At 62.7% G+C, this 23,294-nt stretch carries 19 protein-coding genes and 2 riboswitches; of the genes, 8 read left to right on the top strand and 11 right to left on the bottom strand.

Features of this window, described 5'->3' with window-relative positions:
• Positions 1-2: 2 nt before the first annotated feature.
• Positions 3-1,571 carry a glycerol-3-phosphate dehydrogenase gene (glpD, locus tag IZ6_RS15415; RefSeq protein ID WP_222875910.1) on the bottom strand — a complete coding sequence of 523 codons (1,569 nt, stop codon included), beginning with the start codon at positions 1,569-1,571 and terminating at the stop codon, positions 3-5.
• A gap of 104 nt (positions 1,572-1,675) precedes the next feature.
• On the opposite strand from glpD, the gene IZ6_RS15410 reads away from it, so the two are divergent.
• Positions 1,676-2,665 (top strand): LLM class flavin-dependent oxidoreductase, encoded by a 990-nt coding sequence (locus IZ6_RS15410; RefSeq protein WP_222877664.1) that lies wholly within the window; start codon positions 1,676-1,678, stop codon positions 2,663-2,665.
• Between the two features lie 28 nt (positions 2,666-2,693).
• Here the strand turns inward: IZ6_RS15410 and IZ6_RS15405 are convergent, their stop codons facing one another.
• From IZ6_RS15405 to IZ6_RS15395, 3 genes are all read right to left on the bottom strand, one after another.
• Positions 2,694-3,131: a c-type cytochrome gene (locus IZ6_RS15405; protein WP_222875909.1), complete on the bottom strand. Its 438-nt coding sequence runs from the start codon at positions 3,129-3,131 to the stop codon at positions 2,694-2,696.
• A 91-nt stretch (positions 3,132-3,222) separates the two neighbouring features.
• Positions 3,223-4,857, bottom strand: coding sequence for a cisplatin damage response ATP-dependent DNA ligase (locus tag IZ6_RS15400; protein WP_222875908.1), 1,635 nt, complete (start codon positions 4,855-4,857; stop codon positions 3,223-3,225).
• Positions 4,854-5,891 carry a ligase-associated DNA damage response exonuclease gene (locus tag IZ6_RS15395; protein ID WP_222875907.1) on the bottom strand — a complete coding sequence of 346 codons (1,038 nt, stop codon included), beginning with the start codon at positions 5,889-5,891 and terminating at the stop codon, positions 4,854-4,856. The genes IZ6_RS15400 and IZ6_RS15395 overlap by 4 nt, the downstream gene beginning before the upstream one ends.
• Positions 5,892-5,944: 53 nt before the next feature.
• On the opposite strand from IZ6_RS15395, the gene IZ6_RS15390 reads away from it, so the two are divergent.
• The 7 genes from IZ6_RS15390 (at position 5,945) to atzF (ending at position 16,672) form a co-directional block, all read left to right on the top strand.
• A complete protein-coding gene (locus IZ6_RS15390; RefSeq protein ID WP_222875906.1) occupies positions 5,945-6,454 on the top strand; it encodes a GNAT family N-acetyltransferase in 510 nt (169 codons plus the stop codon).
• An 8-nt stretch (positions 6,455-6,462) separates the two neighbouring features.
• Positions 6,463-8,967 (top strand): ligase-associated DNA damage response DEXH box helicase, encoded by a 2,505-nt coding sequence (locus IZ6_RS15385; protein ID WP_225873936.1) that lies wholly within the window; start codon positions 6,463-6,465, stop codon positions 8,965-8,967.
• Positions 8,964-9,689: a ligase-associated DNA damage response endonuclease PdeM gene (gene pdeM / locus IZ6_RS15380; RefSeq protein WP_225873935.1), complete on the top strand. Its 726-nt coding sequence runs from the start codon at positions 8,964-8,966 to the stop codon at positions 9,687-9,689. The genes IZ6_RS15385 and pdeM overlap by 4 nt, the downstream gene beginning before the upstream one ends.
• Positions 9,690-9,741: 52 nt before the next feature.
• A riboswitch (guanidine-I (ykkC/yxkD leader) is annotated at positions 9,742-9,848 on the top strand.
• Positions 9,849-9,917: 69 nt separating this feature from the next.
• The gene (locus IZ6_RS15375) at positions 9,918-10,643 is read left to right on the top strand and encodes an urea amidolyase associated protein UAAP1 (RefSeq protein ID WP_225873934.1); all 726 of its coding nucleotides are present in this window, start codon (positions 9,918-9,920) and stop codon (positions 10,641-10,643) included.
• A gap of 1 nt (position 10,644) precedes the next feature.
• Complete coding sequence (locus tag IZ6_RS15370; protein ID WP_222875905.1) at positions 10,645-11,289, top strand: urea amidolyase associated protein UAAP2; 645 nt, start codon at positions 10,645-10,647, stop codon at positions 11,287-11,289.
• Positions 11,290-11,297: 8 nt separating this feature from the next.
• Entirely contained in the window at positions 11,298-14,888 is a 3,591-nt protein-coding gene (uca, locus tag IZ6_RS15365; protein ID WP_222875904.1) for an urea carboxylase, read from the top strand.
• Complete coding sequence (gene atzF / locus IZ6_RS15360; protein WP_222875903.1) at positions 14,888-16,672, top strand: allophanate hydrolase; 1,785 nt, start codon at positions 14,888-14,890, stop codon at positions 16,670-16,672. The genes uca and atzF overlap by 1 nt, the downstream gene beginning before the upstream one ends.
• Before the next feature lie 3 nt (positions 16,673-16,675).
• On the opposite strand, the gene IZ6_RS15355 is transcribed toward atzF, so the two are convergent.
• From IZ6_RS15355 to IZ6_RS15325, 7 genes are all read right to left on the bottom strand, one after another.
• On the bottom strand, positions 16,676-17,140 hold the full coding sequence (locus tag IZ6_RS15355; RefSeq protein WP_225873933.1) for a GNAT family N-acetyltransferase: 465 nt from the start codon (positions 17,138-17,140) through the stop codon (positions 16,676-16,678).
• A gap of 23 nt (positions 17,141-17,163) precedes the next feature.
• Entirely contained in the window at positions 17,164-17,952 is a 789-nt protein-coding gene (locus tag IZ6_RS15350; protein ID WP_222875902.1) for an ABC transporter ATP-binding protein, read from the bottom strand.
• Complete coding sequence (locus IZ6_RS15345; RefSeq protein ID WP_222875901.1) at positions 17,949-18,767, bottom strand: ABC transporter permease; 819 nt, start codon at positions 18,765-18,767, stop codon at positions 17,949-17,951. Before IZ6_RS15345 ends, IZ6_RS15350 begins: the two co-directional genes overlap by 4 nt.
• A 3-nt stretch (positions 18,768-18,770) precedes the next feature.
• Positions 18,771-20,126, bottom strand: a complete 1,356-nt coding sequence (gene glnT, locus IZ6_RS15340; RefSeq protein WP_222875900.1) for a type III glutamate--ammonia ligase — start codon at positions 20,124-20,126, stop codon at positions 18,771-18,773.
• Between the two features lie 8 nt (positions 20,127-20,134).
• Positions 20,135-20,923 carry a creatininase family protein gene (locus IZ6_RS15335; protein ID WP_222875899.1) on the bottom strand — a complete coding sequence of 263 codons (789 nt, stop codon included), beginning with the start codon at positions 20,921-20,923 and terminating at the stop codon, positions 20,135-20,137.
• 2 nt (positions 20,924-20,925) lie between these two features.
• The gene (locus IZ6_RS15330) at positions 20,926-22,002 is read right to left on the bottom strand and encodes a putative urea ABC transporter substrate-binding protein (RefSeq protein ID WP_222875898.1); all 1,077 of its coding nucleotides are present in this window, start codon (positions 22,000-22,002) and stop codon (positions 20,926-20,928) included.
• 119 nt (positions 22,003-22,121) lie between these two features.
• A riboswitch (guanidine-I (ykkC/yxkD leader) is annotated at positions 22,122-22,231 on the bottom strand.
• A 102-nt stretch (positions 22,232-22,333) separates the two neighbouring features.
• Complete coding sequence (locus IZ6_RS15325; protein WP_222875897.1) at positions 22,334-23,221, bottom strand: LysR family transcriptional regulator; 888 nt, start codon at positions 23,219-23,221, stop codon at positions 22,334-22,336.
• Positions 23,222-23,294: the final 73 nt, after the last annotated feature.

Genomic DNA, 23,294 nt, shown 5'->3' with positions numbered 1-23,294 from the left:
CTTTAAGTTGTGCCGCCCGTTTTGGCGCTGCTCCGGCGAGTCCGTGAGCGGTCGCTGGGCGGGGAGCCGGGCCGGGCCGAGGCCTGGCGCTTTAGATAGGTCTCGAGGGCTTTCCTGTCCCGGCTGGTGACATGAAGGCCAAGGCGCGAGCGGCGCCACAGGATGTCCTCGCTCGAGACGGCAAATTCCTGCTCGGTCAGATACCGCACCTCGGCGGCCGTCAGCTCGGCCCCGAAACTCTCCCCCAAATGACGCATGCTCCGGGCGTGGCCGAGAATCATCGGCGCGCGGGTGCCGTAGCTGTTCACCAGCCTGTGGGCGAGCGAGGGCGTCAGGAACGGAAATCTCATTCTCAGGTCACGCGCCATGAGTGGGGCGCGGCCGGGCGCGAAATTGCCGCCGGGCAGCGGCGTCCGTGAGGTCCAGGTGCGCGTGCGTCCAAGATGCGGTTCGAGCTTTTCGATCGCCTCCTCGGCAAGCCGGCGATAGGTCGTGATCTTGCCGCCGAAAATATTGAGCAGCGGCGCTTCGCCCTTTTGGCCTTCGAGCTTCAGCACATAATCGCGCGTCGCGTTCTGCGCCTTGTTCGAGCCGTCGTCGTAAAGCGGGCGCACGCCCGAATAGCTCCACACCACGTCCTTGCGTTTGACCGGCTGGCCGAAATAGGCGCTCGCCGAGCGGCAGAGATAGTCGACCTCGGCTTTTGAAGCCGCCGCATCCGCCGGGTCGCCGCGGAAATCCTGATCCGTCGTGCCGATCAGCGTGAACTGCTTTTCAAAGGGAATGGCGAATTCGACGCGCCCGTCGGCATTCTGAAAAATATAGGCGCGGTCGTGGCCGAAGAGTTTCGGCACGACGATATGGCTGCCTTTGACGAGCCGCACAGGGGCGGCCGCTTTCGCCTTGATCTGTTTGTGCAGCACGGCGCCAATCCATGGGCCCGCGGCATTAACCAGCGTGCGCGCATGGATCGTCTGGCGCTTTCCGTCCGGCCCGACAACGACGACGCGCCACAAATCCTTGTCGCGCTTGGCGGAGACGCATTTGGTGCGCGGATTGATGCTGGCGCCGTTTGCTTTCGCGTCGACCGCGTTCAGAACGACAAGCCGCGCATCCTCGACCCAGCAATCGGAATATTCGAAGCCGGATGAAAAGACGTCCTTCAGCGGCCGTCCTGCAACCGACCGCGTGAGATCGATCGCGCGCGAAGGCGGCAGGCGCTTTCGCCCGCCGAGGGCGTCGTAGAGAAAAAGCCCGAGCCGCAGGAGCCAGCGCGGCCGAAGCCCTTCATGATGCGGAAGGATGAAGCGCAAAGGCCGGACGATATGCGGCGCGATGTTGAGGAGAACCTCGCGCTCGTGCAGCGCCTCGCGCACCAGGCGGAACTCGTATTGTTCGAGATAGCGCAGGCCGCCATGCACCAGTTTGGTCGAGGCCGAGGAGGTGCCGGAGGCCAGATCGTTCTGTTCGCAGAGATAAACGGCAAAGCCGCGGCCGGCGGCATCGCGGGCAATGCCGCAGCCGTTCACCCCGCCGCCGATAATGGCGATATCGAAAATACGCTTAGCCATGCCCCGCATGCCGCCCGCATGCCCCTAAAGCAGCATGACCGAAAGGCCACGGCACGCAAGGCGCGAACGTTGAGTGCGGCAATTGGGCTACCTACATGCGGTGGATGATCCCGTTCTCCGTTCTCGATCTCGCCCCCGTCACCCAGGGCTCCGGCCCGTCTGACGCTCTCAGAAACAGCCGCGACCTTGCCCGCCATACCGAGCGGCTCGGCTATAAGCGCTTCTGGCTGGCCGAACATCACGGCATGCCGGGCATCGCTTCGGCGGCGACAGCCGTTGCCATCGGTTATGTGGCCGAGGGCACATCGACAATCCGGGTCGGCGCCGGCGGCATCATGCTGCCGAACCATGCGCCCATGGTGATCGCCGAACAGTTCGGAACGCTCGATGCGCTCTATCCCGGCCGCATCGATCTCGGGCTCGGCCGCGCACCGGGGTCCGATCCTCTCACGGCGCGGGCGCTGCGCCGCGATCTGAAATCTGATCCCAATGCCTTCCCGCAGGATGTCATCGAGCTGATGGCGTATTTCCGCCATGCCGAACCCGTGCGCGCGGTGCCGGGCTATGGTGCGCGCGTGCCGATATATATTCTCGGTTCAAGCCTGTTCGGTGCGCAGGTCGCAGCGGCGCTCGGGCTGCCTTACGCCTTCGCCTCGCATTTCGCGCCGGCGGAAATGATGGAGGCGATCGCGCTCTACCGCGAAAGCTTCCAGCCCTCGGCTGAACTTGAAAAGCCCTATGTCATGCTCGGCTTCAACATGTTCGCCGCCGAAAGCGATGAGGAAGCGCATCTTCTGATGTCGAGCCGCGATCAGGCTTTCGTCGCTTTGCGCACCGGAAATCCCGGCCTTTTGATGCCGCCGGTCGAAAACTATCGCGAAAATCTCGATCCCCGGGCGAAGGCGATGCTGCAGACCGTTCTGTCGGCAACGGCGGTCGGTAATTACGAGACCGTCAAGCGGCAGACGGAAGAGTTCATCGCGAAGACCCGGGCCGATGAGTTGATCCTCACGGCCCAGATCTTCGATCATGACAAGCGCAAGCGAAGCTATGAGATCGCTGCGCGCTTGATGGATTTGAAAAGCGCCGCGTGACTTTTGGGGTCCGCTTGCGGCCCGGCGCCTACGGCTTCTCGCCGCGATAGGTTTCGTGGCAGGAGCCGCATTGCGGGCCGATGGTCGCAAACGCGGCCTTGAATTCGGCTTCGCCCTTTGCGGCTTCGGTCGCGGCGGCAGCTGAACTCGATGCGAGTTTTTCGACGCGCGCGTCAAAATCCGCCTTCTTCTCCCAGATCGACGGCAGCGAGCGTCCGGCGGCTTTGCCGTCGGCGGGGAACAGCGTCGCGAAATGCTTGGCGCTCGTCGAGATCGTAGTGAACGCCTCGGCGGCGGCAGCGCCGTCATAGGGCGACTGGCCGCGGTTCATCTTGTTCACGGCTCCGAAGGCGCCGCCGACCTTTTTCATCGTGGCTTCGCGATCGGCAGCAAGATCCTGCGCGAGGACGGCCGTGGCGCCGGCGGCGATCAGGCCGGTCGCGATCAACAATTTGAAAACTCGCATGAATTCGTCTCCGGAGCGGAGGGGTGGGACGCAGTTTATAATCACTCCAGAGTGGTGGTTTTGTGTCAACCAACGAAAGGGTGATGAGTTTTCAGCCGAGCAGAGCTTCGAGATGTTCGATCCGGTCGGCCTCGCGGGGCGGCTTGTCCCAGCGGATGCGCGAAATGCGCGGGAAACGCATGGCGACGCCGGATTTGTGGCGCGTCGAACGCGAGAGCCCTTCGAACGCAACTTCCAGCACAAGACCTTCATCGGGGTCGTGCGTGACCTCGCGTACCGGGCCGAAGCGGTTGATCGTGTTCTTCCTGACAAATTTATCGAGTTCGAGCAGCTCCTCATCGGTGAAACCGAAATAGGCTTTGCCGACCGGCACCAGCTCCTCGCCGTCCTCGCCCGGCGCCCAGACGCCGAACGTATAGTCCGAATAAAAGGATGAGCGCTTGCCCGAGCCGCGCTGTGCATACATCAAGACGGCGTCGACATTGAACGGATCGCGTTTCCACTTGAACCATTCGCCCTTCGGGCGGCCGGGGACATAGACCGAACTCTTCTTCTTCACCATCACGCCTTCGACGGCGTCCGCATCCACATCGGCGCCATGCTGCGCGGGTTCGGCGCGCGCTTCGGTCAGATCGTCCCAGCTTGAAAACGCGATCTGCGGCGACAACGTGAACTTCTCTGAGTTCAGCCGCGCAATGAATGCTTCGAGCCGCGCGCGGCGCTCATCGAAGGTGAGGGGGCGAAGATCTTCGCCCTTCTCGACGAGAAGATCGTAGGCGCGAATCTGCGCCGGATATTCATTTACGAGCTTCGGCGTGATGGTTTTGCGGTTGAGGCGCTGTTGCAAAACGTTGAAGCTCTGCACGGCACCGCCCTTCACGATCAGAAGCTCGCCGTCGAGCGCGCCGTCGAATGAAATGGCGTTGATGATGTCGGGAAAGGCGGAGGATATTTCCTCGCCGGTGCGCGAATAGAGCCGTGCGACATGCTTGCCGTCGGCATCGGTTCCGCCGACGGCCTGGACGCGAATGCCGTCCCATTTCCATTCGGCGGTGAAGTCATCGGGGTTCAGGGTCTCTCGCCAATTGGCCGTGTCTTCGATCGCCGTCGAGAGCATTGGCGGGCGGAAGGGCGCCGAATCCATATTCTCCGGCTTCGGCCCGCGGCCTTCGACCCAGGCGAACAATTCTTCATAAGGCGGCTTCAGGCCGGGCCAGACGAGTTCGACGTGGTTCGGCTCGATACCTTCGCCGAGGCTTGCGACGGCGGTTTTCGCCAGCCGCGCCGAAGCGCCGATGCGCAGCGAGCCGGTAATGAGTTTCAGCAGCGCCCAGCGCCCGGTTTCGTCCAGCGCGTCGAGCCAATGCGCGAGACGGTTGGGAAGATCGTGCTTTGTCGCTTCGTGCAGACTCTCGACGATCTCCGTCAGCGTCGGCACATAATTGACGCCCTCGCGGCCCGGCCACATCAAAGCGACCGTTTCGGCCATATCGCCCACATAATCGCGCGACAGCTGGAAGAGATAGGGATCGGTCTTGTCGCCGATCAGCGTGCGCACGATGTTCGGTTTGGCGTGCTGGAAGCTCAGTTTCCCGGTCAGAGCCGCCAGCGCCATGCCGCGCTCCGGGTCGGGCGTATCGCGGAAATAATCCGCCATCAGGCGGATCTTGGCGTTGCGCCGCGGCTCATAGGCGAGGCGGTCGAGAAGGGCGGCGAAGCGGTTCATGCGCCGTCCACCGGGGCTGCAATCTCCTCCGCCTCTTCATCGCCATAGCCGACAAGATGCAGCGGTTTCGCCTTCAGACCCTGCTGTTCGCACCAGTAGACAAGCGCTTCTTCGGCGCCGTGCGTCACCCAGATATCAGATGCGCCGGTTTCCTTGATCGTTCTTCCGAGATCGTCCCAATCGGCATGATCGGAAATCACCAGCGGCAGTTCCGCGCCCTGCTGCCGCGCGCGGGCGCGCACACGCATCCAGCCGGAAGCGACCGCGTTCACCGGGTCCGGAAACTTGCGCGACCAGATGTCCTGCAGCGCCGAGGGCGGACAGATGATGATGTCGCCGCCGCGGTTCCTGCGCTCGTCGGATGCGACGTGAACGACCTCGCCGAGCGGCACGCCCTCCTCCTTGTAGAACTCGGTGATCTTCTGCAGCGCGCCGTGAATATAGATCGGCTTCTCCCAACCCGCTTCGCGGAGCAGCGCCATGACGCGCTGCGCCTTGCCGAGCGAATAGGCGCCGACGAGATGAGCGCGTTCCGGGAAAAGTTCAGCCGAGGAGACAAGCTTTGCGATCTCGTCCGAAGCTTTCGGATGGCGGAAGACGGGAAGCCCGAAAGTCGCCTCGGTGACGAAGAGATCGCAGGGCACCGGCGTAAACGCCGCGCAGGTCGGATCGCGCTCGCGCTTGTAATCGCCCGAGACGACGGCGCGAAAGCCTTTCCATTCGAACAGGATCTGCGCCGAGCCGAGCACATGCCCGGCGGGATGAAACGAGACCTGCACCCCGCCTTTCAGCGTGACGACCTCGCCATATTCGACGGCCTGCACCGATCCGGCGAAATCCTCGCCATAGCGCAGGGCCATGATGCGAAGCGTCTCGGGTGTCGCCATCACATGGCCGTGTCCGGCGCGCGCATGGTCGGAATGGCCATGGGTGATCAGCGCCCGTTCGACCGGGCGCGTCGGATCCACATGCACGCCTGCGGGGCGGCAGCACAAACCTTGCGGTGTGGGGCAAAGGAGGTCTTCGGGGCGCATTCGGTTTAAAGATAGAAGCTCGGACCTCAAGGAGAAGGGCCGAAGGAGGCATCATGGTCTTTGTCGTGACCAATTGGCGGCAGATGTATCCCGCGGATATTCCAAGAATTCTTGAGATCCAGGAGGAGGCCTATCCCTGGCATCAGGAGGACAAGGCCGTTTTCGAGGACAGGCTTTCGCTCTATCCGCAGGGCTGCCTTGCGCTCGACTGCGAGGGCGAGCTTGTCGGCTATATCCTCAGCCATCCTTGGAATGCGGACGATCCGCCGCCGCTCGATTCCACGCTCGGCGCGCTTCCCGAGCGGCCCGGGACTTACTATCTGCACGATCTGGCACTGTTGAAATCGGCTTACGGCAAGGGCCATGGAGCCCGTGTTGTCCGCCATCTCGCGGAGACGGCGGGGGCCATGGACTATCCGTCCATGTCGCTGATCGCGGTCAATAAATCCGCGCCCTTCTGGCAGAAGCACGGCTTTGTGCCGCGGCCGCTGGCGAGTCTCGCGGTGAAAATGAAATCATATGGCGAAGGCGCGGTGTTCATGACACGGCCTCTCGAGACCTGAGGACCCGATTGGCGCTGGCGCAGAAAAAACCCGAGGGCTCGCATCTGCCCGAGCCCTTTGCGCGCTGGTTCGCGGGGCGCTGCTGGAGCGTGCGTCCGCACCAGACGGCGCTTCTCGAGCAGGCCGAGCGCGGGCGCTCGACGCTGCTGATTGCGCCGACCGGCGCCGGCAAGACGCTCGCCGGTTTCCTGCCGAGCCTTGTCGAGCTTTACGAGACGCCGCCAAAAAAATTCCGCCGCAACGTGCACACACTCTACATCTCGCCCCTGAAAGCTCTGGCCGTCGACGTCGCGCGCAATGTCGAGACGCCGATTGCCGAGATGAAGCTGCCGGTCCGCATTGAGAGCCGCACGGGCGATACGCCGCAATCCAAACGCCAGCGCCAGAAAACCGATCCGCCCGATCTGTTGCTGACAACGCCCGAACAGGTCTCGCTCCTGCTGGCGAGCCGCGAAGCGAAAAACCTCTTCTCCGGCCTGCGCCGCATCATCGTCGACGAAGCCCATGCTCTGGCGCCGACCAAGCGCGGCGATCTTCTGTCGCTGGCGCTCGCGCGTCTCAGATCGCTCGCGCCGGACGCGACGGTGACGGGGCTTTCCGCGACGGTCTCCAATCCCGCCGATCTGGCGCGCTGGCTGACGGGCGAGGAGGCCGCCGATCTTGTGACCGTCGAAGGCGGCGCTCAGCCCGACATCAATATTCACGATACGGAAGAACGCCTTCCCTGGTCGGGCCATGCGGCCAAGCATGCGTTGCCGGCCGTCTATGACGAGATCAAGCGCCACAAGATGACGCTGATCTTCGTCAATACCCGCTTCATCGCCGAATTCGCTTTTCAAGAGCTGTGGCGTCTGAACACCGAAGACCTGCCGATCGCACTGCATCACGGCTCGCTCGATGTCGGCCAGAGACGGCGGGTGGAGGCGGCCATGGCCGCCGGCAAGCTGCGTGCGGTGGTCGCGACATCGACGCTCGATCTCGGCATCGACTGGGGCGATATCGATCTCGTCGTCCATCTCGGTTCGCCGAAAGGCTCATCGCGTCTCCTTCAAAGAATTGGCCGCGCCAATCACCGGATGGACGAACCGTCGAAAGCCATCATCGTGCCGGGCTCGCGCTTCGAGCGCGTCGAATGCGAGGCGACGCGGGCGGCGGCGCTCGCGGGCGAGCAGGATGCCGACATGCTCCGCACCGGCGCGCTCGATGTCCTCGCCCAGCATATTCTCGGCATGGCCTGCGCCGAGCCGTTCGATGCAGACGCGCTCTATACGGAAGTCTTGTCCGCCTCGCCCTATGCCGCGCTGTCGCGTATGGATTTCGACGCGGCGCTGAACTTTGTTGCGACGGGCGGTTACGCGCTCCGCACCTATGAGCGCTTTGCAAAAATACGTAAGACGAAGGAGGGACACTGGCGCGTCTCCAATCCGAAGATTGCCCAGCAATACCGGATGAATGTCGGCACGATCACCGAAGCCGACATGATAAAAATCAGGCTCATGCGCGGCGGCGGCGCGGGCCATACCGGGCCGATCGGCCGGGGCGGGCGGGTGCTCGGCGAACTCGAAGAGGGGTTCGTGTCGATGCTGACGGCCGGCGACACCTTCGTCTTCGGCGGCGAAATCCTCGAATTTCACGCCGTTGTCGAAGACTACGCCTATTGCACGAGAACGAATGCGAAAGATCCGAAAGTGCCGAGCTATGCCGGCGCGCGCATGCCCTTCTCGACCGGCGTTGCGGCGCGCGTGCGCCAGATGATCGCCGATCCGCGCGAATGGAAGGCCTTTCCGCCGCAGGTGCAGGAATGGCTCGACATCCAGCGCACGAATTCGGTTCTGCCGGGACCGGACGAGCTTCTGGTCGAGACCTTTCCGCGCGGCGACCGCTTCTTCCTCACCTGCTATCCGTTCGAAGGCCGCAACGCGCATCAGACTCTCGGAATGCTGCTGACGCGGCGCATGGAGCGCGCAAAGCTCAGGCCCATGGGTTTCGTTGCAACCGATTACGCGGTGACAGTGTGGGGGCTCGGCGATGTGTCCGCACGTGTCAAAACAGGCACAGTGTCGATCCCATCTTTGTTCGACGAGGATATGCTCGGGGACGATCTTGAGGAGTGGCTTGCCGAATCGAGCCTGATGAAGCGGAACTTCAGGGACTGCGCTCTTATCGCCGGATTGATTGAGCGGAACTTTCCGGGCCAGAGAAAGAGCGGTCGACAGGTGATGATGTCCTCCGATCTTATTTACGATGTGCTGCGCCGGCATGAGCCGGATCATATCCTTTTGCGGGCGGCGCGTGCGGACGCGGCTCGCGGCCTTCTCGACATCTCGCGCCTGTCCTCCATGCTGGCGCGCGTGAAGGGCCGCATCGTCCATAAAGCGCTTGATCGCGTTTCGCCGCTGGCCGTACCGGGCATCCTGGAAATCGGCCGCGAACAGGTCGCGGGCGATGCCTATGAATCGCTCCTGGCCGAAACCGAAGCCGAGCTTGAGGCTGAAGCCATGAGGACGGCATGAGCCTTCACGCTGTCGTCAGCCCGCAGGCGCGCATCAGCGATGTGATGCTGATCCGCGGCGTGCCGTTCATGGTGCTGCCCGAAGGCGCGCTCTGGCAGGACGATGAGCGCATGCTGATCGTCGCCGATCTGCATTTGGAGAAAGGCTCGGCCTTCGCCGCGCGCGGGCGCGGGCTGATGCCGCCTTACGATACGGCGGCAACGCTCGCTTTGCTCGGCCGCCTGATCTCGCGTTTCGATCCGCTGACGGTCGTGGCCCTCGGCGACAGCTTCCATGACAGCCGCGCCGGCGAGCGTATTGACGGGCGGGATGTCGAGACCTTGTGCGCGCTGCAGAAATCGCGCGACTGGCTGTGGATCGCCGGCAATCACGATCCCGAACCGCCGAGCTGCGTCGAGGGCGAGTGGCAGGCCGAGATGAGTTTCCGCGATATCGTCTTGCGGCACGAGCCGGTTATGGGCTCCGCGCCCGGCGAGATCGCCGGACATCTTCATCCCGTCGCCAAAATCTATGCGCGCGGTGCAGGCGTCCGCCGCCGCTGCGTTGCGACCGATGGCATGCGCGCCGTTCTGCCGGCCTTCGGCGTCTATGCCGGCGGGCTCAATGTCTGCGACCGCGCCTTCGGCAAGCTCTTCCGCCCGGGTACGCTCTGGGCCTGGATGCTCGGCACAAATGGCGTCTATCGCATGCCGGAAAGCCGCCTCGCTCCCGACGGGCACTGAAAAGCCTGAAATTTCAGCGCGGCTTGACCCTTTGGCCCGAACATTGCAAATAAAACCATGCCGCTAGGGTTCCGGTCGCGCTGACGCGCGGCGCTGGTCCGAGAGCAGCAAGCCGCGCCAGACAGCGCGGCCACACGGCGGGACAAAAGCCCGGGAGATCGACCAGCGGAAGCGCCGCTCGGATTGGTTTCCCCGCGCGCGCTTCCTCGAAACACGAGGAAGACTCTCTTGACCGGTTCCGTTCTCTATTCGACCGACATTGCCGGCGGCAAACACTGGTCCTTCACCATGAAGGCCAACACCGCTTTGCGTCTCACCGATATTTCCGGCGGCGCCTCGGTCGGCATGCTGTTCTACAATCCCGCCAATCTGCTCGAGCGCTACAATGCGCCCGATACTCTGAAATGTCAGCACACCTTCAAGCTGACGCGCGGCAATTGCCTCTATTCGGATATGGGCCGCATCTTCTGCTCGGTGACCGAGGACAGCGTCGGTTGGCATGACAGCGTGTCCGGCACCTCGACCAAATCCATCGTCGAGAGGAAATGGGGCGCGCGCGATTATCAGAGCGACCGGAATGATTGGAAACAGAACGGCCGCGACGCCTTTCTGGTCGAGCTTGCCAAATACGGTCTCGGCAAGCGCGATCTCGCGGCCAATGTGAACTGGTTCACCAAGATCGCCGTCGGCGATGACGGCGCGCTCGAATACATAACCGGCAACTCAAAGCCCGAGGATTATGTCGAGATCCGCTTCGAAATGGAGACGCTCGTCATCCTTCATACCTGTCCGCACCCGCTCGATCCGGCGAAAGACTATCCGTGGAAGGGCGTGCGCGCCGATCTGAAGGAGGTGCCGCCCGCAACAGACACCGACGAATGCCGATTGTCGCGGCCCGAAAACGGGCGCGGCTTTATCAATAACCGGCTCTATCATCTCGGCTGCGGGTGCTGACATGAAAACTAAAGCCAGCGCTCTGTCGCCCGATAAAGCGAGCACTCGCAAAACCGTCCTTGCCGGCGATTACTGGATCGATGTCGTGAAGAAGGGCCAGACCTTCCGCATCCTCGATCTCGAAGGCAATCAGGCGGCCGACACTTTGTTCTTCTCCGCAATGGATCCGGCCGAGCGCTATTCGGCGACGGATACGATCCGCGAACAGGGCAATGTCTTTCTCGGCCTTGGCACAAAGCTGATGTCGAGCGAAGGCAATGTCATGCTCGAAATCACGGCGGACACGGTGGGCCGCCACGACACGCTCGGCGGCGCCTGCGCGAGCGAGTCGAATACCGTGCGCTACGATCTCGAAAAGCGGACCATGCATGCCTGCCGCGACAGCTGGATGCTGGCGGTGGCGGAGCGTCCGGAATTCGGGCTGACCAAACGTGACATCACGCACAACATCAATTTCTTCATGAACGTGCCGGTGACGGCCGATGGTGGATTGAGTTTTGCCGACGGCCTCAGCGCGCCGGGGAAATATGTCGAAATGCGCGCCGAGATGGATGTCATCGTCCTCATCTCCAATTGCCCGCAGCTCAACAATCCCTGCAATGCGTATAATCCGACGCCCGTCGAAATTCTCATCTGGGATCGGTGAGGGGCGCGATGTTCCGCAAGGTTCTCATCGCCAATCGCGGCGCCATTGCCTGCCGCGTCATCCGCACGCTGGACCGGATGGGCATCGCATCCGTCGCGGTCTATTCGGAAGCCGACCGCCATTCGCTGCATGTCGCCCGCGCGGGTGAAGCCGTTCTCGTCGGCCCGCCGCCCGCCGCGCAATCCTATCTCGATGCGGCGCGCATTCTGGACGCCGCGAAACGGACCGGCGCCGAAGCCATCCATCCCGGCTACGGGTTTCTCTCCGAAAATCCGGATTTCGCCGAAGCCTGCGCGAGAGAGGGCATCGTCTTTATCGGCCCTGGCCCTGAACATATGCGGGCTTTCGGCCTGAAGCACAAAGCGCGTGAAATCGCCGAAAAGGCCGGCGTTCCGCTGGCGCCCGGCGGCGGGCTTGTTGCCGATCTTGCAGCCGCCGAGCTCGAAGCCAAGCGCATCGGTTTTCCGGTGATGATCAAGAGCACGGCGGGCGGCGGCGGCATCGGGCTTCAGCTCTGCCGCAGCGCGGACGAGTTCACGCCGATGTTCGAGCGCGTGCAGCGTCTCGCCGCGAACAATTTCAAGGACGCCGGCATCTTTCTCGAAAAGTTCATCGCCCGCGGCCGCCATATCGAAGTGCAGATTTTCGGCGACGGCAAGGGGAAAGTCCTTGCGCTCGGCGAACGCGATTGTTCGGCGCAGCGGCGCAATCAGAAAGTCATCGAGGAAACCCCGGCGCCGAACATTTCCGATGAGGTTCGCGCCCGGCTGCTTGCGACGGCGGAGCGGCTCGGCGAAGCGGTGAACTACGCAAACGCCGGCACCGTCGAATTCCTTTACGATGTCGATGGCGGCGAGTTCTATTTCCTTGAGGTCAATACGCGGCTTCAGGTCGAGCATGGTGTGACGGAAGAAGTCACGGGCGTCGATCTCGTCGAATGGATGCTGCGCCAGGCGGCGGGGGAAACGATCGATCTTGTCCGCCCCGCATCGAAGGGCCATTCGATCCAGGTGCGCCTCTACGCGGAGGATCCGGGCCGCAATTTCCGCCCGAGCGCGGGCAGGCTGACGGAAGTCTCGTTCCCGAAGGATGCGCGCATCGAGACCTGGGTCGAAGCGGGCGCGGAAGTGCCGCCCTTCTACGATCCGATGATCGCGAAACTGATCGTCACCGCGGAAAATCGCCCGGCCGCGCTGAAAAAACTGTCCTCGGCGCTTGAGGCGACGAAGCTCGGCGGCATCGAGACCAATCGCGATTATCTGAAGTTTCTCGCTGTGCGGCCCGAGCTTGCAGCGGGCGAAGTCACGACGCGGCTTCTGGAGACGCTCGATTACCGCCCGGCGACGGTCGAGGTCGTCGCACCCGGAACGCAGACGACCGTTCAGGATTTCCCGGGCCGTCTCGGTTTCTGGGATGTCGGCGTGCCGCCGTCCGGTCCGATGGATCATCTGTCCTTCCGGCTCGCCAATCGCGCGCTCGGAAACGATCCGAACGCTGCAGCGCTGGAAATCACGCTCTCAGGCCCCACGCTGAAATTCGACAGCCCGGCTGTTGCCTGCCTCACCGGCGCCGCGATGTCGGCAACGCTCGATGGCGAACCCGTGCCGTTCTGGATACCGTTCGAGATCAAAGCCGGGCAGATTCTGAAAACAGGTTCGGTGACGGGCGCAGGCACGCGCGCCTATCTTGCCGTCGCCGGCGGCTTTCAGGTGCCGGATTATCTCGGCTCGAAAGCGACATTCACGCTCGGCGGTTTCGGCGGTCATGGCGGCCGCGCGCTGCTCGCCGGCGATGTGCTGCACCTCGATCCCGGTGCGAAAGCCGAACCGCGCGCTGTTCCGGATGAACTGCGCCCTGCATTCACCAGGACATGGCGCATCGGCGTTCTTTACGGGCCGCATGGCGCGCCGGACTTTTTCACCGAAGAGGATATCGCCGCCTTCTTCGCGGCCGATTGGGAAGTTCACTACAATTCGAGCCGCACCGGCGTTCGCCTCATCGGGCCGAAACCCAAATGGGCGCGCAGCGATGGCGGCGAGGCGGGCCTGCATCCCTCGAACATTCACGACAATGCTTATGCGATAGGCGCCGTCGATTTCACCGGCGATATGCCGGTAATTCTTGGGCCTGACGGCCCAAGTCTGGGCGGCTTTGTTTGCCCCGTGACGATTGCGCAGGCCGAACTCTGGAAGATGGGCCAGCTTCGCCCCGGCGACCGCATCAGTTTCAAGCGCCTGTCGCCGACCATCGCCGATCAGGCCGAGGCCGATCAGAGCGCCAGCATCGCGAAGCTCGAAAAGACCGAAGCGCTTCCCGTCGCCGATGCCGGACAGGACGATGCGATCCTCGGGGAGACGGGCGCCGATCGCGGCCATCCGCGCGTCGTCTACCGCCGCCAGGGCGACCGCTACATTCTCGTCGAATACGGACCGCTCGTTCTCGATCTCGAATTGCGCTTCCGCGTGCACGCGCTGATGCAGGCCGTTCAGCGCTGCGGACTGAAAGGCATTGTCGATCTCACGCCCGGCATCCGCTCGCTGCAGATCCATTACGATCCGGAATTTCTGCCGCTCGGCGAACTGCTGAATGTGTTGAAAAATATCGAAGCGGTTCTGCCGGGCGTCGACGAGATGGAAGTGCCCACACGCATCGTCCATCTGCCGCTGTCCTGGGACGATGAGGATACGCAGCTTGCGATCCGTAAATACATGCAGTCGGTGCGTCCGGATGCGCCCTGGTGTCCGTCCAATATCGAGTTCATCCGCCGCATCAACGGGCTCGGCAGTATCGACGAGGTCAAGCGCATTGTCTTTGAGGCGAGCTATCTCGTCCTCGGCCTTGGCGATGTCTATCTCGGCGCGCCGGTCGCAACGCCGCTCGATCCGCGCCATCGTCTGGTGACGACGAAATATAATCCCGCCCGCACCTGGACACCGGAGAACGCTGTCGGCATTGGCGGCGCCTATATGTGCGTCTACGGCATGGAAGGCCCGGGCGGTTATCAGTTCGTCGGCCGCACCTGCCAGGTCTGGAACACGTTCCGCACGACGCACGTGTTCGAAGCCGGAAAACCCTGGCTGCTGCGTTTTTTTGATCAGATCCGCTTCTATGAGGTTTCGCATGATGACCTCATGCGCTTCCGCGAGGATTTCCCCCATGGGAAGGCCGAGGTGAAGATCGAGCATGGCGTGCTGAAGCTCGCCGATTACCGTAGATTCATGAGCGAGAACGCCAAGGAGATCTCGGCGTTCACCGCACAGAGGCAGGCGGCCTTCATGGAAGAGCGCGCCCGCTGGGAAGCCTCGGGCCAGATCGGTTATGGTGCCGATATCCCGGAGGCCATGGAGGAGAGCGAGGATGCTTTGCCGGAGGGCGGGGTTGCGGTGACGAGCCCTATTCCCGGCAGCGTCTGGAAAGTTAATGTGGCGCCGGGCACGCGGGTGAAAGCCGGCGAGGCGCTGATCGTGGTGGAGTCGATGAAAACGGAGTTCGAAGTGGCAGCGCCTGCGGACGGGACTGTTTCGGAACTGCGCTGCGCGGAAGGCCGCGCGGTGGGCATGGGTCAGATCCTGGCCGTGATCGTCGAGGACCGGGCCTGATGCGCGCGCTGGATATTGCTTCGCTGACGAAAGCCTATGCGGACGGGCTGACGCCCGAACAGCTGATCCGCGAAATCTATGCCGAGATCAGAAAGAAGGGCGATCACCCGGTCTGGATCTCGCTCGTGCCGGAAGACATCGCGGCGGCGCGCGCCATTGCGCTGCAATCCCGCGCCACTGAGAACCTTCCGCTTTACGGCGTGCCCTTTGCGGTCAAGGACAATATCGATGTGCTCGGCGTCACGACGACGGCGGCGTGCCCGGATTTCGCCTATCTGCCGCAGCGCTCGGCGCGCGTGATCGAGCTTCTCGAAGAGGCGGGCGCCATCGTCATCGGCAAGACCAATCTCGATCAGTTCGCGACCGGGCTCAACGGCACACGCACGCCCTATGGTTATCCGAGCTCCGTCTTCGATTCCGATTATGTGTCGGGCGGATCGAGCTCAGGCTCCGCGGTTTCCGTGGCGTCGGGCCTTGTTGCTTTCTCGCTCGGCACCGATACCGCAGGTTCGGGTCGCGTGCCGGCCGCGTTCAACAATATTGTCGGCCTGAAACCGACGCGCGGCCTGTTCTCAACGCGCGGCGTCGTTCCGGCCTGCCGCTCGCTCGATGTCGTGTCGGTCTTTGCCGGAACCGTCGGCGATGCGCTGAAGGTCGCGGAAGTGGCTGCCGCGTTCGACGCGGAAGATCCCTATTCGCGCGCGGCGCCGAAACACGCGCTCTTGCCGCAGGATTGGAGCAAGGGCTTCCGCTTCGGCGTGCCGGACGTGGTGGAGTTTTTCGGCGATACGGAATCGGAGGCTCTGTTCTATGAGGCCGTTGCGCGGCTTGAGCGTCTCGGCGGCGAACGGATCGATTTCGATCCCGCGCCCTTCCGCGAATGCGCCTCGCTTCTTTATGCAGGCCCATGGGTCGCCGAACGCACGGCGGCGGTCGGCGATTTCGCGCGCCGCCATCCCGATGCCGTGCACCCCGTGGTGCGCGATATCGTGCTTGGCGGCGAGAAATATTCCGCGGTCGATGCGTTTGAGGGCCAATACAAACTTCAGGCTCTGCTGAAGAAGACCGCACCGCTCTGGCAGAAGATCGATGTCATGCTCGTGCCGTCGGCGCCGACGATCTACAAGATCGAGGAGATGCTCGCCGATCCGGTGCGGCTGAATTCCAATCTCGGCACCTATACGAATTTCGTCAATCTGATGGATCTTTCGGCGCTCGCGGTGCCCGCCGGTTTTCGTCCGGACGGATTGCCGTTCGGTGTCACGCTTGTCGGACGCGCCTTTGAGGACGGTGCGCTCGCAGGTCTCGGCGATCTTCTGCATCGGGCGCTGGGCACGGCGACGGTCGGCGGCACGGCGCGCGCTCTGCCGGGCCCCGCGCTTGCGGGTAAGAATGTCGGCTATGTCGAGGTCGCTGTCGTCGGCGCGCATCTCAAAGGCCTGCCGCTGCATCATCAGCTGGTCGAGCGCCGCGCAAAATTCGTACGCACCGCGAAGACCGCCAAGGGCTACACCTTCTATGCGCTGCCCGGCACGGTGCCGCCCAAGCCCGGCCTGGTTTATGACGGCATGGGGATTGGCGGGATCGAGGTTGAAATCTGGGCCGTGCCGGAAAGCGAGTTCGGCTCTTTCGTTGCGCTCATTCCGGCGCCGCTCGGCATCGGCACGCTGTCGCTCGACGACGGCTCTTTCGTAAAGGGCTTTGTCTGCGAAGCCTATGCCGTGCAGGGCGCGGAAAACATCACCGGCTTCGGCGGCTGGAAGGCCTATCTCGCGAGCCGCTGAGGCTCAGAGGTCGAGATGCAAAAACTGATTGTGCGGGCTCGGCGTGTAATCGCCGAAAATACCGCCATTCGTGAAGCCGCGCTTTTTATAGAGCGCTGTCGCCGGATCGTAATCGGCGCTCGTTCCGGTCTCGAGGCTGAGGCGCGTATAGCCGCGTGATTTGGCCGTTGCGATGATGTGGTCGAGCAGTGCGGCCGCAACGCCCTTGCGCAGATGCGCCGTCGCCGTGCGCATGGATTTGACCTCGCCCCAGCCGGGTTCGATTTCCTTCAGCGCGCCGCAGCCGGCAAGATCATCGCCGTCCCAGACGCTCCACACCGTGATCTCCGGCACCTGCAATTCCGACAGATCGAGCGCATAACAGGTTCCGGGCGGGGACTGCTCCAGCATGCCCGAGACATGGAAAGCCAGAAGAGCGCGAATCTGATCACCCGAAAGATCGTCGGTTTTGATACTGAGGCCGGCCATGTCCGTGTTCCCGTGCGGCTCTTCTAATGCACGAGGCCGGCCTGGCGCTCAAGTATCGCGCGGCGCCAGCGTTCGACGATGGGCTTGCGATAGGCTTTCTCGTCGAGCGGCAGATCGTACACGACGGTCGCGCCATAGGCGTTCGGCGCCTGCGGATCGCGGCGCACTTTGTCGAAGGACAGAACGCGCGTCGCAAGTTCGAATCCTTCCGACAGATCGTGCGTGATCATGAAGACGGTCATGCCCTCTTCCTGCCAGAGCTTCAGCAGAAGATCGTGCATCTGGGCTTTGGTGCCGGGGTCGAGCGCGCCGAACGGCTCGTCGAGCAGAAGAACTTTTGGTTTGCGTGCGAGCGTTTGCGCAATAGCGAGCCTCTGCTGCATGCCGCCGGAGAGTTCCGCCGGATATTTATCGAACGCATGTTCGAGGCCGACAGAAGCGATGCAGGCGCGTGCCTCGCCGATGGCTCTGCGGCGCTCCGCACCGAAGAAGCGCCCGAGAAATGGCGAGCGTTCGAATTCGAGGCCGAGAAGAACGTTTTCCAGGACGGTGAGATGCGGGAAGACGGAATAGCGCTGGAAGACAATGCCGCGATCGGGTCCCGGCTCGTCCGGCAGCGGCTTGCCGTCGAGAAGGATCTTTCCGCGCGTCGGCTGTTCCATCGCCAGCAGCATGCGCAGAAATGTCGTTTTGCCGCAGCCGGACGGGCCGACCACGGCGCAGAACTCGCCGGTCGGCACTTCAAAATTCAGGCGCTCCAGAACGACCTGATCGCCATATTCCTTCCAGACATTCTCGACGACAAGGCTCATCCGGCCCTCCGGTACATCCAGGGGAAAGCCTTGCTGTTTAGCTTGCGAAGGCCCCAGTCCATCAGGAAAGCGAGCAATGTAATCCACGCCACGTAAGGCAGGATGACATCCATTGCGAGATAGCGGCGGACGAGGAAGATGCGATAGCCGAGGCCCTCCGTCGATGCGATGGCTTCCGCGGCGATGAGGAACAGCCAAGCCGGGCCAAGCTGAAGACGGACGGAATCGATCAGGCGGGGAAGTATTTGCGGTACCGTTACGCGCGTAACGATCTGCCATGTCGATGCGCCGAGCGTCTGTGCCTTGATCAGAAGCTCGTTGGGCATTTCCTCGACGCGCGCGGCGATATCGCGGATCAGAAAGGGCGCGACCCCGATGACGATGAGGACGATCTTCGAAACTTCATCGAGGCCGAACATGATGAACAAAATGGGCAGCACCGCCATCGGCGGCACCATCGAGAAGACAGCGACAAGAGCGCCGATACCGGCGCGCAGATAAGGCAGAAGGCCGATGCCGACGCCGACGACAAGCCCGAGAAGGGTCGAAATGCCGAGCGCGATGCCAAGGCGGCGAAGGCTCGCAAATGTGTCGGTCCAGAGCAGATAATCGCCGCTGCGCGTGTCGGGTTGAAATCCCAGCCGTACGATCGCCGAGCCGAAATCGACGAAAGCGGGGAGGATCTTGTCGTCCGGATTATCGGCAAGCCGTTCTGCCGAAGCGACGAGATAGATCAGAATGAGCAGCGCGAACGGCAAAAGAGCAAGAAGGGTTGCTGTCCCCCGTTCCGGCTTCAGGTTGATCGCGCGGCGCATCGCTCAGAAGAACCTCAGATAGCGGCTCGTCTCCCAATCGGAGACATGCGCCATATAGGACAGCCATTCTTCGCGCTTATAGTCGAGCCAGGCTTTGGCCATGCTCTCGCCGAAAACCGCTTTGGTCAGCGGGTCGGCTTCAAACGCGTCGAGCGCTTCGCCCAAAGTGCGCGGCAGCATCTGTATCTTGCGGGCTTCAAGCTCCGCAGGATCGACGAGATACATATTCTCGCGGTTCGGCTCGCCCGGATCGAGATTTTCGCGGATGCCCTCAAGGCCGGCGGCGAGAACGAGAGCGGCCCCGAGATAGGGATTGCAGGCGCTGTCGGCGGCGCGCAGTTCGATGCGGCCGCCGCCCATCGGAATACGCACCGCATTGGTGCGGTTATTGTTGCCGTAGCAGGCGAAAATCGGCGCCCAGGTGAAGCCCGACATCGAGCCCTGTTTCACGAGGCGCTTATATGAGTTCACCGTCGGCGCGACGACGGCGCAGATCGCCGGCAGGTGACGAACGACGCCGGCCGTGAACTTGTAGCCGAGTTCCGAAAGCCCGCACTGGCGCGGATCGTTCTTGTCCTTGAACAGATTTGAGCCCGTCGCAAGGTCGCCGAGCGACATGTTGAAATGCGCACCGCTGCCGGTGCGGTCCTGATAGGGCTTGGGCATGAAGCTCGCGAAGCATCCGTGCTGCTGCGCGATCTTGTTGGCGGCGAGCCGCAGAAAAACATAGCGGTCGGCCATGGACAGCACGTCGGCATACATGAAATCGATTTCGAACTGGCCGAGCCCGTCTTCCTGATCGAAGGAATACACATCCCAGCCTTCGCCGTTCATGAAGTCGACGAGTTCGGTCAGCCATGCCTTGTTGTCGAGCACCATGGAGACGTCGTAGCAGGGCTTGTTGAGCCGCCGTTCGGTGATCGGCATGACGCCTTCGGGCGTGTCGCGCAGGACGTAGAATTCGGCTTCGATGCCGAGATTCATCATATAGCCGAGGTCCGACGCCGCTTTCGTCTGGCGCTTCAAAATGGTGCGGCTGCAGGCTTCGAACGGCTTGCCGCCATAGATCAGATCGCTTGCGAACCAGGCCGTATCGCGCTGCCAGGGCAGGACGGTGCAGCTCGCCGCATCCGGCAAAGCCGCGACCTCGTCGTCGTGCACGCTCTGCGGAACGCCGTCGAGCGCCGCGCCCGTGAACATTTCCGAGCCGCCCATCATCTGATCGAGATGATCGATCGGCACGACCTTGGCTTTCGAGGCGCCGTGCATGTCGGCATAGGAGGCAAGAAGGAATTTGATTCCCTTGCCGCGGAGCTCCTGTTTCAGCGCGGCGTATTCGGAGGCGGGATTGTCGAGCATGATACTTCCTAAACGGGGCGTTCGAACACGGCAGCCTGCGGCGTCCAGTCTTCGAGAGGGGTTCGTTCGGTGAGAGCCGCGCGCAGCTGTGCAGACAGTGCGTTGACCGCCGTGCTGAGAACGCGCTTGCCGAAATCGGCGTCGCCGCGCGCGGCCAGGCCGGTCACGCCGGTCTCCGATTCCTTGTCGACGGTGTAGGAGAAGAAGCAGCAGGTGGAGCGGTCGGGCTCGTCGACGGCCTTTTTCATGTCGACCAGCTCGGGACGCAAATGCAGCATCAGCGATGTTTCGGCGTCGTTGGCGTGCCAGTTGGTTCCGCCGTCATAGGAGTACAGCGCGTCCACATCGCCGGATATTTGCCAGATATTGCGCAGTGCGATCCGCATATCCGGCAGATCTGCGCGAATGGTTTCGAGCGCGCAGCGCAGCGGCGCCCAGTTCGTCACATGGCCATTGAGAATGAGCAGCCGCGAAAAGCCCGAGGCGAGAACCCAGTCGGCGATCTCGGCGACGGCGAGGCTGAGCGTTGCCGGCCGCAGCGACAGCGTGCCCGGCCATTTCCGCGAATGACCCAGCGAACAGCCATAGGGAAGGGTGGGCAACACGGGCACGCCGATCTCGGCGGAAACGCCTTCGGCAACAGCTGTCGCCGAAAGACTGTCGACGCCGGTCGGCAGATGATGTCCGTGCTGTTCCGTGGCCCCGACGGGAAGGATCGCGAGATCCATCCCGTCGGCGCGAAGGGCGGCTAGATCGCTCCAGGACAGCTCGTCCCAGCGCACCGGCCTTTTTGACATCGTCAGAGCTTTCCGGCTGCGGCGAGCGCCATATAGGTGTCGTCGAAGCGGAGCTTCAGATTGTCCTTGTTGCCGAGCGTTTTGCCGCCCGGAAACGCCATGCCGACCTGGTCGGGGCTTTTTGCGCCCTCGCCGAGAAGACCGTGCTCGAAGGAGAACTTAGCAACGAGTTCCATCGCCTCGATCAGTTTGGGATCTTTGGCGAAGGCAACGCCGTCGGCCGCCGTCCAGTACATTTTCGTCGTCGACAGCTGATCGTCAAAGCTCTCAGGTGTCGAGCCGGACAGTTTGGCCATCTCGGCGCGAGCGGCTTTGCCTTCCGCGCTGTCGGCCTTCATCAGAGCCATGGTTTCATACCAGGCGCCGACGAGAGCCTTTCCGAGCGCCGGATTGTCGGCGAGCGTCTTGGTGTTGACGAGCGTGATGTCGGTGATCTCCATCGGGATCTTCGACGAATCGAACACTTTCGACATGCCGGGCATCGTCGCGATTTCGGCAACCAGCGGGTTCCAGGTTACGACGGCCGTGACGTCGGGCGTGCTGGCGGCGGCGATCATGTCGGCGTCCGATGTATTGACGACCGTGATGTCCTTCTCGGACAGGCCGACCGATTCAAGGCCGCGCGCGAGCAGGTAGTGAGACACCGAAAGCTCGACGAGGTTGACCTTCTGGCCCTTGATGTCCGCCAGCGCCTTCTTGTCTTTCAGAATGACCGCGTCATTGCCGTTCGAATAATCGCCGAGAATGAGCGCGGTGGAATCGACGCCGCCTGCGGCGGGAATGGCGAGCGCATCGCCATTGGTCAGCGTCACGCCGTCGAACTGGCCGGCGGTGAACTGGTTGATGGATTCCACATAGTCGTTGATCTGAACGACATCGATCGTGATGCCGTATTTGTCGGCCCACTTTTTCACGATGCCGCTGTCTTCGGCGTATTGCCACGGCACCCAGCCGACATAGATCGACCAGGCAATTTTGAAATCTTTCTTGGCTTGGGCGTGCGCGGGCGAAAGCACCAGCGCGGTCAGGGCAAAGACGGTTACGGCAAATCCGCACCAGGTCTTGATCGCAGTTCGCATCTCGAACTCCTCTCCAGTCATCGGGTGCCGCGGGAGTTCAGGGATTAGCCGGGGGATCAGGACGCAAGACTTCCTCGGTCGAGACCCGCCCGTGAGACCCCAGTCTCTCGCGGCTTCGGATCTCCCGGGCTTTTGTCCCGCCGTGGCTCCGCCAGATGAGGGCGGGAGTGCGATCTCTCGGACCAGCGCCCGCCAGATGAGGCAGGCCGGAACCCTAGACGCATTATGCCGGTGCAAATGCAGAGTCCGTGCCAGCCCTGCCGAGGAATTGGCCAGCAGGATTCCTCCTCCGGGACGGGATTTGCGTCAGAAGCGCCTAAAAAAGCGGCAGTCAGAGCGTGGCGAGGCTGCGGGCCAGCTGATCGGCGAATTTGGCGGAGGCGATGGGCAGGGTCCGGCCGCGCAGCTGGCCGAGTACGATGCGGATGGGCTGAATGTCCTTGGCATCGATCGGGCGCACACAGAGCTCCGGAAGAAGCGGCACGCCGACAGAGACCTGAAAGGAGATGATGTCCTCGCGCAGGGTGTAATTCCGCATCAGCTCCAGCGAGTTCGACTCCACAGCAATAACCGGCGTGGCGCGGGCCCGCGTCAGCGCAACGTCGAGCGGCGCGCGAATGGCGAGCGAGCGGTCGGGCAGGCCGATCGGATGGCGCAGGCAATCGCGCAGCCGCACCGGGCCCTCGCCCGCCAGCGGATGATCGCTCCGCATCAGCGCGCAGAGCGGCACATGACCGGCATAGAGAATGTCCATGTCCGGGGCCGGCGGCGGCTCGATCAGGAGCGCAAGATCGGCCTCATAACTTGCCAGCGCTTCAACGCCGGGAAGGTGATCGCGCACCTGGACGTAAAAGGAGACGAGCGGAAACAGCGCCCGATAGGCTTCGACTTCGCGCGGCAGAATGTGATCGGCAAAGCCCTGGCTGCAGGCGATCGGCACATGGCCGCGCCGCACGCCGGAAAGATCGGCGATCTGCGAGCGCAGGCGTTCGAAATCCGAAACCTGATTCTGGATATGCCGCAGCACGAGTTCGCCGGCCGCATTGAGACGCATGCCCTGCGGCAGACGCTCGAAAATCGGATGTCCGAGCTCCTGTTCGAAGTCCTGGATTTTCCGCGTGAGGGCCGACGGGGTGATATTCAGAGCTTCCGCAGCCTTGCGGATCGAGCCGGTGCGGCCGACGCCTGCGATAAACTCGAGCGTTTTCAGGTGCTTCATAAGCCCGTCCCTCGTGTTGCGACTTTAGCAACAGGGCAATCGAAAACAAGCACTGGATTGCATCACCCCGCCC

This window comes from Terrihabitans soli (genome assembly GCF_014191545.1).
Taxonomy (GTDB): domain Bacteria; phylum Pseudomonadota; class Alphaproteobacteria; order Rhizobiales; family Methylopilaceae; genus Flaviflagellibacter; species Flaviflagellibacter soli.
The sequence above is the reverse complement of the archived record's forward strand: the minus strand, read 5'-3'. Positions and strand labels throughout refer to the sequence as shown.